The 14,124-nt window shown below is 35.1% G+C and carries 10 protein-coding genes; all 10 read right to left on the bottom strand.

From position 1 onward, the window contains the following. Positions 1-49: 49 nt before the first annotated feature. Positions 50-1,891 carry an OstA-like protein gene (locus BM383_RS06990; protein ID WP_093024404.1) on the bottom strand — a complete coding sequence of 614 codons (1,842 nt, stop codon included), beginning with the start codon at positions 1,889-1,891 and terminating at the stop codon, positions 50-52. A gap of 126 nt (positions 1,892-2,017) precedes the next feature. Continuing rightward, entirely contained in the window at positions 2,018-3,289 is a 1,272-nt protein-coding gene (locus BM383_RS06985; protein ID WP_093024403.1) for an adenylosuccinate synthase, read from the bottom strand. 16 nt (positions 3,290-3,305) lie between these two features. After that, entirely contained in the window at positions 3,306-3,752 is a 447-nt protein-coding gene (locus BM383_RS06980) for a Fur family transcriptional regulator (protein ID WP_093024402.1), read from the bottom strand. 65 nt (positions 3,753-3,817) lie between these two features. Next, the gene (locus BM383_RS06975; protein WP_093024401.1) at positions 3,818-6,025 is read right to left on the bottom strand and encodes a RelA/SpoT family protein; all 2,208 of its coding nucleotides are present in this window, start codon (positions 6,023-6,025) and stop codon (positions 3,818-3,820) included. Positions 6,026-6,087: 62 nt separating this feature from the next. Beyond that, on the bottom strand, positions 6,088-7,320 hold the full coding sequence (locus tag BM383_RS06970) for a M48 family metallopeptidase (protein WP_093024400.1): 1,233 nt from the start codon (positions 7,318-7,320) through the stop codon (positions 6,088-6,090). An 82-nt stretch (positions 7,321-7,402) separates the two neighbouring features. Further along, a complete protein-coding gene (locus BM383_RS06965; RefSeq protein ID WP_093024399.1) occupies positions 7,403-7,756 on the bottom strand; it encodes a four helix bundle protein in 354 nt (117 codons plus the stop codon). Between the two features lie 30 nt (positions 7,757-7,786). Continuing rightward, positions 7,787-8,590 carry a TrmH family RNA methyltransferase gene (locus tag BM383_RS06960; RefSeq protein WP_093024398.1) on the bottom strand — a complete coding sequence of 268 codons (804 nt, stop codon included), beginning with the start codon at positions 8,588-8,590 and terminating at the stop codon, positions 7,787-7,789. A gap of 77 nt (positions 8,591-8,667) precedes the next feature. Further along, complete coding sequence (locus tag BM383_RS06955; RefSeq protein WP_093024397.1) at positions 8,668-9,978, bottom strand: amidohydrolase family protein; 1,311 nt, start codon at positions 9,976-9,978, stop codon at positions 8,668-8,670. A 13-nt stretch (positions 9,979-9,991) separates the two neighbouring features. Further along, positions 9,992-12,964, bottom strand: coding sequence for an amidohydrolase family protein (locus tag BM383_RS06950; RefSeq protein WP_093024396.1), 2,973 nt, complete (start codon positions 12,962-12,964; stop codon positions 9,992-9,994). A gap of 41 nt (positions 12,965-13,005) precedes the next feature. Then, a complete protein-coding gene (locus BM383_RS06945) occupies positions 13,006-14,073 on the bottom strand; it encodes a DUF3810 domain-containing protein (RefSeq protein ID WP_093024395.1) in 1,068 nt (355 codons plus the stop codon). Positions 14,074-14,124 lie beyond the last annotated feature (51 nt).

Here is a 14,124-nt window from a genome sequence, read left to right as displayed (position 1 = left end):
TAAATGTAATGAAAAGTTTCTTTGCTTGTATTTTTCTCTGTAAAAAGTATTACGGATGCGTGCTAGTTTGTGGTTTTAAAACCGGTTTTAGCTTTAATGAATCTACCTGTATTAATGGCCGTTTTGGTTTTAAAGCAGGAGAAGATTCCTTTTTTGGTGTAGTAGGGGATTCGTCTTCTTTATTTGTTTCAGAAGTAGGAAAAGCTTCAGTACCATCGGTTGGTTGAGTTGCAACTCTACCCATTTCTTCCATATCTATGGCTTGTGGATCATCAATTCCCTGAATTTTAACTAATTCAATATTATTATCTTCTTCGCTAAAAATATCGTCTTTGGTCTTTATACGCTCATCACCACGCCAATAAAATCCAGGGAGTTTCCTAGCATTTACCGGTAGATCTTCTTCTCTGTTTATGGTAGATTCCGTATCTGTAAAATTGGTTACACTTACAATTTGATTGTCTGCTAATTCTATTTCGATACGGCTACAAATAGCTTTATCAATTCCAACAAATTCTGAATCGTCATAGGCAAAAAATATAGACTCAGTGTTTTGTACAATGTGTACTTCATTTAACTGGTTGGCGTCATTAAAAAGTCCGTATAGGTTTTTTCCTTTTACTTGATTATAACCATCTCCAAGAGAATCTTTTTCAGCAATAAAGGCATTATTCAATACTTTTAATGAATCTAATTTTTCTGTTTTTGCATTAGAAATAAGATGTATGCTATCTCCGGTTAATTGGTTTTCGCCATTCCAAAGAATAGGATTGTATTTTAAGAAATCTCTTTCCTTAGTTCCTTTTGGAATTTTTCTAATTAACTGAGTAATTCCTGTAATTTCACTAGAATGAATAGAATCACATTTACCAGACATTCCAGTTTTGTAGATTCTAGCATCTCTAAAAGCTCTTAAAATACGTTCGTTCTCTTTACCGGTTACCATCAACGTGTCACCATGAATAAAGATAGAATCATTTTCTACCAAATTGATAGCTACCGCACGTTTGGTGACAAACATAGAGTCTTTTGCTTTCCAAACTTCACCATAATGTCCCTTTACAATTCCTTTATTTACAGTATCAATAATTTGAATATTGTTAGTGGCTGCGGCAAACTCTTTTTTCTTTTCAAAATAAAGACTATCTCCTTTGATAATGCGCTGATTATAGTCTATTCTGGTGTTTTTGATTCCGTAGCCTTTTTCAACTGTAGTATCATAATATCCACGTTCACAATAAAGAACATAATCTTTTCCAGTGATTGTTGACGGACCATAAAGATAAGCATGTTTGCTACGCTCGTAATAATCCAGCTCATTCGATTTTAGATCGAAATCTTTGTTTACGAGATGCACATTACTGTTGAATTGAAACTTTTCTGTTTCTATAAAGTATTTTCCACTTTGACTGGTGAGCGTATTTTCAGGATCGGTTACTGTTCCAGATGTGTTGTAGTAACATTGCTGTAGCAGTCTGTTGAAGTAGAGTTTATTAGTCTCTAACTTCATTTGATTATTTCTTAGCTCCACATTGTCTTCTGCAATGGCAAGTTTTGTATTTCCATTGTATTCAATGTAATCACAATTCATTTTTACTGAATCGCCTTGCTGCAAGTATACGTTTCCGGATGCTTTTATGAAATTATCATCTTGATAATACACAGCAATATCACACCAAACATCAATTCCTTCGTGTCGAAATTGAACTTGTTGTTTATCGCCATTGAAAATTGTAGCTCCAGGAAATTTTTCTTCATCTTTATGAAAATTTCGTCCCTGAATTATTTGAATTTTTTTCTTTCCTTCGGAAGTATTTTTCTGCTGAGCGTTTGATGAAAAAGCTCCCAGAAAACATATAAAGAATAAAGAAAAATAGAATTTTAGATTCATGTATGCTGAAAAAATTTGGTCAAAAATACAATTTTTAATGAACAAGAAGCATGCCAGTAGCTATAATAAAAAAAGACCGTTATCAAATGAAACGGTCTTTTTACAAAATTATGATAGGTTCAAATTTTATCTGTGAATCGTTTGTGTTCTATCAGGACCTACAGAAACAATTTTGATAGGTGTTTCCAATTCCTTTTCTAAGAATTCAATATACGCTACCAATTCTTCAGGAAATTCGTCTACACTTGTCATTTTGGTAAGATCGGCGTTCCAACCTTTCATTTCTGTGTAGATTGGAGTTACGTTTTCTGGTTCAATGTTGTATGGTAAATGCTCAATAGTTTCTCCTTTATATTTGTATGCAGTACATACTTTTAAAGTTTCAAAACCACTTAAAACGTCACCTTTCATCATCATTAATTGGGTTACACCGTTTACTTGAACAGCATATCTCAATGCAACAAGATCTAACCAACCACAACGTCTTGGTCGACCAGTAACGGCTCCAAATTCGTTCCCGATTTTAGCCATTTTTTCTCCTGTAGCATCAAAAAGTTCAGTAGGGAAAGGTCCACTACCAACACGAGTTGTATAAGCTTTGAAAATTCCAAAAACTTCTCCAATTCTGTTAGGAGCAACACCTAAACCAGTACAAGCACCAGCAGCAGTAGTGTTTGAAGAGGTTACAAAAGGATAGGTTCCAAAGTCGATATCCAATAAAGATCCTTGAGCACCTTCTGCCAATATAGTTTTTTCTTCACGAAGCGATTTGTTTAAAAACTCCTCGCTATCAATGAAAGTAAGTTCTTTTAAAGTTTCAACAGCAGCAAAGAATTCAGTTTCTAACTCTGCAAGATCATACTCAATATCCACTTTGTAAAAGCTGATCATTTCTTCATGCTTGTCTGCCAAAGCGCGGTATCTTTCTTTGAAATCATCTAGTTCAAGATCCCCAACACGTAATCCATTACGTCCGGTTTTGTCCATATAAGTTGGTCCAATACCTTTAAGAGTAGATCCAATTTTCGCTTTACCTTTTGAAGCTTCCGAAGCTGCATCAAGCAAACGGTGTGTTGGTAAAATTAAATGTGCTTTTCTAGATAAAATCAACTTTTTCTTGTAATCGATATTGAATTGTTCTAATCCTTTTAATTCGTTTACAAAAACAACAGGATCAACAACTACACCGTTACCAATAACGTTGATTGATTGTTCATGAAAAATTCCGGAAGGAATGGTTCTAAGAACGTGCTTTATTCCGTCAAATTCAAGCGTATGTCCTGCATTTGGACCTCCCTGAAAGCGGGCGATAATATCATAGTTTTTTGTAAGAACGTCTACAATTTTACCTTTTCCCTCATCTCCCCATTGAAGTCCAAGTAGTAAGTCTACTGCCATTTTAATATATGTTGTGTTATGATTCAGTTTCTTCTTTTGTTCCGTAGAAGTATAGCGAATGGTTGTGAATTTTGATATTAAAAACCTCTTCGATTGTTTTTTTGATGCTCTGGATTCTTGGGTCACAAAATTCCATCACCTCACCAGTATCTGTCAAAATTACGTGGTCGTGTTGCTTATCAAAGTATGATTTTTCATAATGAGCTTGATTTTGCCCAAATTGGTGTTTACGCACCAAACCACATTCCAATAGAAGTTCTATGGTGTTGTAAAGCGTTGCTCTACTTACACGATAGTTTTTATTTTTCATTTTGATGTAGAGTGATTCTATATCAAAATGCTCATCATTATCATAAATTTCCTGAAGAATCGCGTAGCGCTCAGGAGTTTTACGATGTCCTTTTTCTTCTAAATACTTCGTAAAAACATTTTTTACGATCTCTTGGTTTTTTTCATTTGCCATGATACTTGCCTCAAAATTCCAAACTACAAAAGTAGTGTTTATTATTTGTATCTGAAAAGTATATTTTACATTCTGGTAACTTTATCGATACCATTTATTCCTTTTAATTTTTCTATTAATTTTTTTAGCATAGCTCTGTTTTTTACTGAGAGCGTGATCTTTCCAGAAAAAATTCCATCATCGGTATCAAAGCTGATGCTTTTCATATTCACATGCATGTTATCTGAAATGACTTTTGTAACATCGCTCACTAATCCAAGATGATCTATACCTGTAAGTCTAATTACTGCTGTATGTTCTTGCTGAGTAGAATCTATCCATTTTGCTGGTAAAATTCTGTAAGCATAATTAGATTGTAACGAAAGTGCATTTGGACATGTTTTTTTATGAACCTTTATACCTTCATTAATCGTCAAAAATCCAAAAACATTGTCACCAGGTATCGGGTTACAGCAATTGGCAAGTTTATATTCCAATTTTTCTTCTTCTTTACCAAAGACAAGCATGTCGTATTTAGTGGTGATTTCTTCCTTGTGAAGATCTTCTGAAGGATGATTGGGTCTTCTAATTTTATTTTTGAAGAAGTTTACAAACATGTTGCTGCGGCTATTGGCATACTCTTTCAATTGTTGGTTGTCAATAGTACCTACACCTACGCGATAAAATAAATCTAAACTTGTTTTAAGTTTAAAATAAACAACCAACTCGTTTACAATGTTTTCATTGAATGTGATCTTGAGTTGCTTTAATTTTCTACGAAGGATTTCTTTACCGTCTTCAGCTATAACTTTTTTCTCTTCTTTTAAAGAAGATTTAATACGAGAACGAGCCCGGGCAGTAGTGGCATAATCTAACCAAGTCACTGTTGGTTTTGCAGATTCTGAAGTGATAATTTCTACCTGATCTCCACTTTTTAGTTTATGACTTAGCGGAACTAATTTTCCGTTTACCTTGGCGCCCCGTGTATGTACACCAATTTCTGTGTGAATACTAAATGCAAAATCTAAAGGTGTAGCTCCTTTTGGTAACGATTTTAATTCTCCGTTTGGAGTAAACACAAAAATTTCTTTAGAATATAAATTGAATTTAAACTCCTCTACAAAATCAATGGCACTGCTTTCCGAGCCTTCCAAAGCATCTTGCAAACGGTTTAGCCAAACGTCTAAACCTTGTTCTTGCTGGTCTCCGTGTTTGTATTTAAAATGCGCAGCATAACCTTTTTCGGCAATTTCGTGCATGCGTTCACTACGAATTTGTACTTCAACCCAACGACCTTTTGGCCCCATTACTGTAATGTGTAAGGCTTCGTAACCCGTTGATTTTGGTGAAGAAATCCAATCGCGTAAACGTACCGGATTTGGGCGAAAGTGATCTGTAACAATGGAGTAAATTTTCCAAGCTAGGAATTTTTCATTCGCTGCATCCGATTTGTAAATGATTCTAATAGCAAACTTATCATACACCTCTTCGTAAGATACGTTTTGGGCTTTCATTTTTCTTCGGATAGAGAAAATAGATTTTGATCGTCCTTTAATGTTATAGTGTAATCCTTCTTTATCAAGGCTTTCTTTGATTACATTAGAAAACGATTCAATATAGGCTTTTTGATCTTCTTTACTTTCTTCAATTTTACTTAAAATCTGGTTGAACATTTTAGGTTCGGTATATTTCAAACCTAAATCTTCTAACTCCGATTTTATGTTATACAACCCAATTCTGTGTGCCAACGGAGCGTAAATATACAAGGTTTCCGAAGCAATTTTCTCTTGCTTATGTGGTGGCATAGAATCCATGGTTTGCATGTTGTGCAAACGGTCGGCAATTTTTGTCAGAATCACTCTAACGTCATCGTTCATGGTTAGCAGCATTTTTCTAAAATTTTCTGCTTGTAACGATACGTCGTTGTCTTTACTTAAACTCGATATTTTGGTCAATCCGTCTACAATGCGTGCAATGGTAGGATTAAAAATCCGTTCCATATCTTCCAACGTATACGGAGTATCTTCAACAACATCATGCAGTAAAGCAGCAGCAATAGCGGTGGCATCTAAACCAATTTCCGAAGCCACAATTTTTGCTACCCCAATTGGATGAAATATATACGCTTCGCCACTTTTTCTACGCTGTTCTTTGTGGGCATCAACGGCCGTGTCAAATGCTAACCGAATGAGTTTTTTATCTTCATCGGAAAGGAATTGATAACTAATGCGAAGTAGTTCTTTGTACTCGCGGGCAATTGCCTTGTTCTCCTGTTCTGTGTCTATTATTGCCATAGTGAGTTTTTCAGGGCTGTATTATTATAAAATTAGCACAAACTTTGGTTCATGCAAATTTTTTAGGCCATCAAGTTTTTAAAACGTTGCAACAATGTTGGGTGTGAATAGTGTACAAAAACGTATGCTTTATGCGGGGTTAAATTGCTTAAACTATTTTTAGATAGCTTTTTAAGTGATGTAATTAATGGAGCTGCGGCATACGTTTCTTTAGCGTAATTATCGGCTTGGTATTCAAATTTTCTTGAAAAAATATTCATGATGAGTCCAGTGATTTCTGAAATTGGACTGTACAAAATTCCAAAAGCAATTAAACCAATATGAAAACTTGGTGTAGATACACCCATAGCTTCGGAAAGTATGGGTTCGTTAATGAATAATGAAAGAATATATAAGGTGAAACCCGTCAAAAGAATTGAAGTAATCAAATTGAAAATGATGTGATTTTTCTTGTAATGACCTACTTCATGAGCTAATACTGCTACAATTTCTTCGGTGGTTAAATCATTGATCAAGGTATCGAACAAGGTAATTCTTTTGGTAGCTCCAAAACCTGAAAAATACGCGTTTGCTTTAGTAGAACGTTTTGAACCATCAATCACATAAATGGCATCAAGTTTAAATCCAACTTTGGTGGCGTAAGCTGTAATGGCTTGTTTCAATTCGCCTTCTTCCAAAGGTGTTTGTTTGTTGAAAAGCGGAACGATTAATTTGGAATAAAACATATTCATAAACAAACTGAAAACCGCTACCAAAGCCCAAGCATATAACCAAAAGTTACTGCCTGTAAATTGATAAAACCAAATAATCAAAGCCAAAATGCCGCCACCTATAATAGCTCCCATCAACCAACCTTTGAGTTTGTCTAAAAAGAAAGTCTTTTTGGTTGATTTGTTGAAACCAAATTTTTCTTCGATTACAAAAGTGCTGTAATACGAGAAAGGAGTAGATAAAATATCGCTTACTAACATAATGATTCCGAAGAAAATTAAGGCGATGATAATTTCATTATCTGAGATGCTTCTCGCTAGTTGATCTACAAATTCAAATCCACCAAAAATGAAAAAACATAAGGTTGCTATAAACGAAATACTTCCTGTGATGGAACTGAATTTATGGCGTGTTTTTTTGTACTCTTGAGATTTTATGTATTCAGCTTCGTCATATACATCGCTTAATTCAGCTGGAATTGGGTCATCGTATTTTTTAGCGTTGAGCGAATCTAAAATTCCGTCTACAATAAAGTCTAACACTAAAAGTCCGATGATGATATAAAATAGTAATTGTGCGTTCAAATTGTAATAATTAGGAGTTGGTAATTAATAATTAATTATTAGTAATGAAGGATTAATAATGGTTCATGTTTGATGAATTCCATTAACTTTTACTGGTTTCAATAATACGATATAATATTTTTAAAATGGGAAGTAATTCGATTTCAAGCGCATCAAATTTTTCTTTTGAAATGTAGCTTGTATCTTTTAAAATTCGTAACCAATAATGGCTTTCTCTAGCTTCTTTATAGGCAATGGACATTTTTGCTCTAAAATCTTTTTTAGAAATACCACCAACTGCTTCTTCAACATTTGCACCAATGGATGTCCCCGATTTTAAAAGTTGTTTGGAAAGCGTATACTCTTTATTTTCCTGAAGTGTTTTGCATAGTTCTACAATATGAATGGCAAATTGATAACTTTTTGTTACGATGATATTTTCTTTCGGATTTTCCATTCAATATTATTAATCAATCATTATTCACTACTAATTAAAGTCTCGTTGTCTTTTCGCTTCAAAAATAACAATAGCAGCAGCAACGGAAACATTCATAGAATCGATTTCGCCTTGCATTGGAATGATGATGTTTTGTGTGGAATTGTTCAACCATTCATCACTTAAACCAGTAGCTTCGGTACCAACCACAACTGCTGAAGCTTGCGTGAAATCTTGGGTTTGATACGGAATTGAAGCGGTTAACGCAGCACAATTGATAGCAATGTTTTTCGATTTTAGAAATTCAATGATTTCCGACGTAGAACCCGTTGCAATATTGTTGGTAAACACACAACCCACGCTAGAGCGAATGATGTTTGGGTTATACATGTCTGTTTTTGGGTTGGCGATAATCACAGCATCTAAATTGGCAGCGTCGGCAGTACGTAACAAAGCACCAATATTTCCCGGTTTTTCAGGAGCTTCTGCTACAAGAATTAGTGGGTTTTCTCTTTTGAAAGCTAAATTTTCTAAATCAAGTGATTTGGTTTTGGCAATAGCCACAATGCCTTCAGTAGTTTCACGATAAGCAATTTTTTGATATACGTCTTTTGAAACTTCAATAATTTCTGGTCTGGAAGAGTAATCTCCTATGAAGTCTTGTACTTCTGTTTCACTGCAGATATCTGGGTAGAAGAGGAGTGTTTCCAATGTATAACCACCTTTCAATGCTAACATAATTTCGCGTTGCCCTTCTAACACAAACGTATTGGTCTTTTTGCGTAAACGCGACTTTTCTTTGAGTTGCAGTATGTTTTTAATCAACGGATTTTGAGTACTCGAAATAACTTTCACTAGACTTGATTTTTGGCAAAAATAATTAAAAAAAGCGAGCTGTTAAGGCTCGCTTTCATATCTAAAAATATTGTTTTTTAGGGTTGACCATTAATCTTTTCATTATACCTATGGTACAATTCTGTTTGATGGGTTTCAAGACTGATATCTCTACCTTGAATAAAGGCTTTACTAATGATGTTGGTTCTCATATCCAACGCATCTCCTTCAGAAATAAACAGCGTAGCATCTTTACCGCTTTCCAGGGTTCCCATGATATCATCAATACCAAGAATTTCAGCAGGATTTTTAGTTATTAAACTTATAGCTTCTTCTTTATCAATTCCGTATACAGCGGCAGTTCCTGCATAGAAAGGTAAATTTCTACTGCTCATACGTTCCATATCTCCAGCAGGATCAATGGTTACTTTTACGCCTTTAGCATGCAAATCGGCTGCTAGTTTGTACGGACCCTTAACATCGATGTCTTCCATGCTTGGTAAACTGTGCGGACGTGTAACCACAACAGGAACGTTATGCTCAACTAAAAAGTTTGCAACAGGAGTCGCTTCAGCACCGCCAACAATAATGATATCCTTGATACCCATAGCTTCTGCAAAGGTGATGGCATCTACAATTTCTCGTTGTCCATCAGCATGGATAAATAGTTTTTGAGAACTATCAAATACCCCTTTCATAGCTTCAAGTGGAAGATTTCTTTCTGAACCCTTGCCTTGATTGTATGCTTTCGCCTCGGCAAAATAGGTTTTTAAGGTTTCGATATTTTCAGCGTATTTCTCGTTCTTTTTGATGGTGTTGGGTTCGCCCATCCACCAACGACCACGACTTAAACTGTTTGGCCAGTTGATGTGAATGGCATCATCTGTTTTGATGGCCGCATCTTCCCAATTCCACGCGTCAAATTGCACCACTGAAGATGTCCCAGCAATAGTACCGCCTTGCGGAACAATTTGACCTGCTAAAACACCGTTAGGTCTCATAGTTTCTATTACTTTAGACTCGGTATTGTAAGCGATTAAACTGCGAATGTTTGGATTCATTTGCCCAATTTCGCGCTCATCATCAGAAGCTTTTACCGCATCAATCTCTACCAAACCTAAGGTTGAATTGACTACGATAAAGCCTGGATAAACATGTTTTCCGCTGGCTTCAATCACTTCATCAAATTGTGTCATATCAATTCTAGAAATTGTTGCATCTACAACCAACGTAAGTTTACCATCTTTGAACCCAATAAAACTATTTTCTATTACTTTTCCGTCTCCAATATGTGCGGTAGCGTTAGTAATAAGAATGCTTTTGGTTTGTTTAGCAGCTGGAGTTTGTTGTGCTTGCAACACGCTTAAACCTGTCAGCATACATAAAAAAGTATATACTATTTTTTTCATTTTTCTGTGTAAATTATAAGGTGTCACAATGCATTAATTCTTTCTCTTTAGCCTTAGGAGCTTGAGTTTTCATACCGCTATTTTTAGCATCGATCATCATGTTTACCAATTTATTTTTGGTAACAGCAGTTTCTACTTTTTTAGCTTTCATTTGCTCGTAATCGTAATACACAACACCTTCAATCATTGTTTTTTCGGCAATCGCGTAGATAGATAACGGATTATCGCTCCACAATACCAAATCGGCATCTTTTCCAGTTTTTATACTTCCTATTGTATCATCTAAATGCAATAATTTAGCAGGATTCAAGGTTACCATTTTCCAAGCTTCTTCTTCGGTCATGCCACCATATTTAACGGTTTTTGCAGCTTCTTGATTCAATCTACGAGACATTTCAGCATCATCAGAATTTATAGCGACTGTAATTCCAGCATCGTGCATAATGGCAGCGTTGTACGGAATAGCATCGTTTACTTCAAATTTGTAAGCCCACCAATCAGAGAAGGTAGAACCGCCCACACCGTGTTCTTTCATTTTATCAGCAACTTTATAACCTTCTAAAATGTGTGTAAACGTATTGATGTTGAAATTGAATTGTTCTGCAACTTTCATCAACATATTGATTTCGCTTTGAACGTAAGAGTGACATGTAATAAAGCGTTCTTGATTGATGATTTCTGAAATAGTTTCTAGTTCAATATCGTAACGAGGAGCATTTGTTTTCGCTTTCTCTCTTTTTGAAAGTCCGTTATAGGTATTCCAAGCTTCATTATATTCTTTTGCTCTTTGGAAATAATCAATAAAAACTTGCTCAACGCCCATACGACTTTGCGGAAAACGACCACCGCCCCAATTGCTTTGTTTTACGTTTTCACCCAAAGCAAATTTGATGAATTTAGGAGCATTGTCAATAAGCATATCATCTGCAGAACCACCCCATTTTAGTTTGATTAAAGCAGAACGACCACCGATTGGATTGGCTGAACCGTGCAAAATTTGAATAGTAGTAACACCACCCGATAAGTTTCTATATAGGTTGATATCAGCAGGATCAACTACATCTTCAATAGTAACTTCTGCTGAAGAATTTTGTCCGGCTTCATTAACCGCATCTGTACCGATATGAGAATGTTCGTCTATGATACCGCTAGTTAAATGTTTTCCGGTAGCGTCTACAACAGTCGCTCCTTTAGCAGAAAGATTTTTCCCAATTTGAGCAATTTTTCCATCTTTTACCAAAACATCGGTTTCTTCTAAAACACCATCAGCTTCGTTGGTCCAAACCGTTGCGTTCTTGAATAAAATAGTTTGTTGTTTTGGCATTTCAGCAAAACCATACGCCATATTAGGGAAACTTACAGGTAATACTTCTGGTGTTTTTTCTTCCTTATCTTTTTTCTCTTTTGCTTCAAAATCTTCAGTTTTTCTAGCGGTCCAAGAAATTTCTTTTCCGTTAGTTAACGTTCCAGAACCTTTGAAATCGTTGCCATTTACTAAACTTGATAAACGAACAAATTCTGTAGTTTCACTTTCAGAAACAGGGCTATAAAAAATATGAACCCAACCATTATCATAATTAATTTTTGAGTTGATTTTGGTAGAATCTTGTTTGAACTCGATTGATGGTTTTTCAATTTTACCTTTGATGTCCATTGTGTACATTTCACCATCAACTTTTACTGCATACGTACCACGAATATCTTGTGTATGCATATTTTCTAGCAAGTTTCTATTTCCTTGTACCCAGTTTTCATACAACGTAGTTTCTTTGTCAAAAACAGGTCCGGAAGTGATTAAAAAGTTAGCATAACTTCCTTTTTTCAAAGTTCCGATGTCTGTTTTTCCTAGTAAACTTGCCGGAATCGTGGTTAAGGCTTCCAAAGCTTTGGTTTCGTCTAAACCGTATTCAATAGCTTTCAATAAATTTTCTTGAAAATCTTTTAGTTTTTTATTTTCTGAAGAAGTCAAAGCAAATGTTACTCCGTTTTCAGCCAATACTTTTGCATTGGTCGGAGCTTGATTCCAATACAACATGTCTGACAATGCTACTTTTGAAGCCATGTACGGATCGGTTACATCATACGCATCAGGAAAATCTAACGGAATTACATACTTGGCATTGGCAGCGATGACTTCATCGATTCGAGCATATTCATCTCCGCCACCTTTTAAAATGTAGTTGATACCAAATTCGTTGGCAATTTTGTCTGCTCTAACACTGTTTTTTCTGCTTTTGGCATCAAAAAATTGTGGCAAGGTTTTATTAGCCAATTGTGCTTCGATAGCCAAATCTTTGGTTTCAGCATTGCCTTTTGCATACCAATCTGCATCATAATAAAACTGACGAATCAACGCCATGGCACCCATCAAAGAAGTTGGGTAATTTTGATTGGATTGTGAACTTTTACTGAACGACAAAAACTGTGAAGCGTTTTGATCTAATATTCTGTAATTGTTGTCTTGCTTGGTGTTCAAGGCTACTAAAACACTAGTTCCTTGAATAATTCCGTCATTCAAATGAGTATTTACCACACCAAAACCGTATTTGATGAGTTCTTCGGCATCTTTATCATTAAAGCTAAAAACATCAATGGTTTTTTGATCTGGACGAATATGATCATTCCAGTAAAAACCTTCACGCGTAGCATCGTATTGTGAAGTTCTACCACGAGCAGCGCTTTTCGGTTTTTCTACACCAAATTCTGAAAACACTTCAATAAAAGATGGGTAGATGTATTTTCCGTTCAAATCTACGGTAATAGCATTTTTGGGAATAGTTAAGCTACCAACACCAATTACTTTTCCTTTTTGAATGAGTAAAGTACCGTTTTCAATAATTTCGGTAGGGGTTACGTAAATTTTAGCATTTGTAAATGCTGTGATGGCGTTTTCTGGAGTTTTTACTCCGTCGTTCTTAGGGAAGTAATCTTGTGCGGAAAGCCATTGCGAAGCAACAACTGCCAAACATAAGAGTAGTTTTTTCATGGATAAAATGGGTTAGTAAGACGTTTAAAGATACTAAAAAATTATAAGGCTCTGTTTTTGTAGTAATTCACTAAGAGTGAAACCACATAGTTGTAGCTTTTTATACCTTCTTTCTGTTTGTTTGCTTTTAAAAAGGTGTTGTAAGAGCTTTTGAAAACTGGTTCAGCTTTGTTTTGATATTGTGCCCAGAACTCTGCCACTTCCATATAATTCAATAAAATTCCGTAGTTGATTTTTATATTGTATTCTTCAAATTTTTCAGGATAGCGACGCTTCATTTCACCTAAACAATAGCGCAATACAAATATGTAGGCTGAATATTTAAAATAAATATCATCGTTATGTACAGCCGCTAAATAACCTATGAAATTGGCTTCATTTTCTGCAGAATAGCCTAATTGATGCGCAATTTCGTGACAAGAAGTAGTCGGGAATTTAAAGTTGTAAATAAGTCCGTTTACCTGTGCTTCTCCTGTAAACGGATTCAAATAACCGCTGTAGCCCATGTAGGTGAGTCCGGTACTGTAAAGTGATTTTTTAATGCTTTTTGGATGATAGGTAAACTGTGGGTATTTTTCAGCCAGGTGATCGTATCCGTTTTGAGTCATTTTGAAAATTTCACTTTTGGTATACGGCATGTCTACTTTCACCGAATCGTTTTGCGTTATTTCAAAATGAATTGTATTTGATTTTTCAATCAATCGTTCTGTAAAATCTTCTAATTCTTCGGTAGTGTATTCGTTTTCTAAATGCAGACTTTTATGAAGCGGTAATCGGTAATAGTTCAATGCCCATGAAATATGAAAAACAGCGTATGCAATGGAAAGAACCATAAAAATTTCTCTGAAAAATTCTCGAGTAGATTGTATGAATAGTTTTCCTTTTAGAATTAGAAATCTTAAAATTAAGATACCCAAAAGCGTATAGAAAATATCTCCAACAGAAAATGGGAGCCATCCAAAAACGTAACGAAAAATTTTAGAAGTGAATTGATAAAAGCCGTTACTGTAATAAGTTTCTATGAACTCCGGGTATTTTCCTAGCCATTTTACAATGAAAATTTGAGGAAAGATAGAAAGCGCTAAAAAAGTCTTTAATTTCTTACTCATGCCTCAAAAATAATTAAAATACTGTATCAGTGTTTTTGAATCCTTATTTTT

This window comes from Pustulibacterium marinum, assembly GCF_900116665.1.
Taxonomy (GTDB): Bacteria; Bacteroidota; Bacteroidia; order Flavobacteriales; family Flavobacteriaceae; genus Pustulibacterium; species Pustulibacterium marinum.
Note: the sequence above shows the minus strand (reverse complement) of the source record. Positions and strands in the feature narration are given on the sequence as shown.

Excerpts from the sequence above, each read along its gene's own strand:
- BM383_RS06990 (WP_093024404.1), bottom strand. The coding sequence starts at position 1,891 with ATGAATCTAAAATTCTATTTTTCTTTATTCTTTATATGTTTTCTGGGA.
- BM383_RS06985 (WP_093024403.1), bottom strand. The coding sequence starts at position 3,289 with ATGGCAGTAGACTTACTACTTGGACTTCAATGGGGAGATGAGGGAAAA.
- BM383_RS06980 (WP_093024402.1), bottom strand. The coding sequence starts at position 3,752 with ATGGCAAATGAAAAAAACCAAGAGATCGTAAAAAATGTTTTTACGAAG.
- BM383_RS06975 (WP_093024401.1), bottom strand. The coding sequence starts at position 6,025 with ATGGCAATAATAGACACAGAACAGGAGAACAAGGCAATTGCCCGCGAG.
- BM383_RS06965 (WP_093024399.1), bottom strand. The coding sequence starts at position 7,756 with ATGGAAAATCCGAAAGAAAATATCATCGTAACAAAAAGTTATCAATTT.
- BM383_RS06955 (WP_093024397.1), bottom strand. The coding sequence starts at position 9,978 with ATGAAAAAAATAGTATATACTTTTTTATGTATGCTGACAGGTTTAAGC.
- BM383_RS06950 (WP_093024396.1), bottom strand. The coding sequence starts at position 12,964 with ATGAAAAAACTACTCTTATGTTTGGCAGTTGTTGCTTCGCAATGGCTT.
- BM383_RS06945 (WP_093024395.1), bottom strand. The coding sequence starts at position 14,073 with ATGAGTAAGAAATTAAAGACTTTTTTAGCGCTTTCTATCTTTCCTCAA.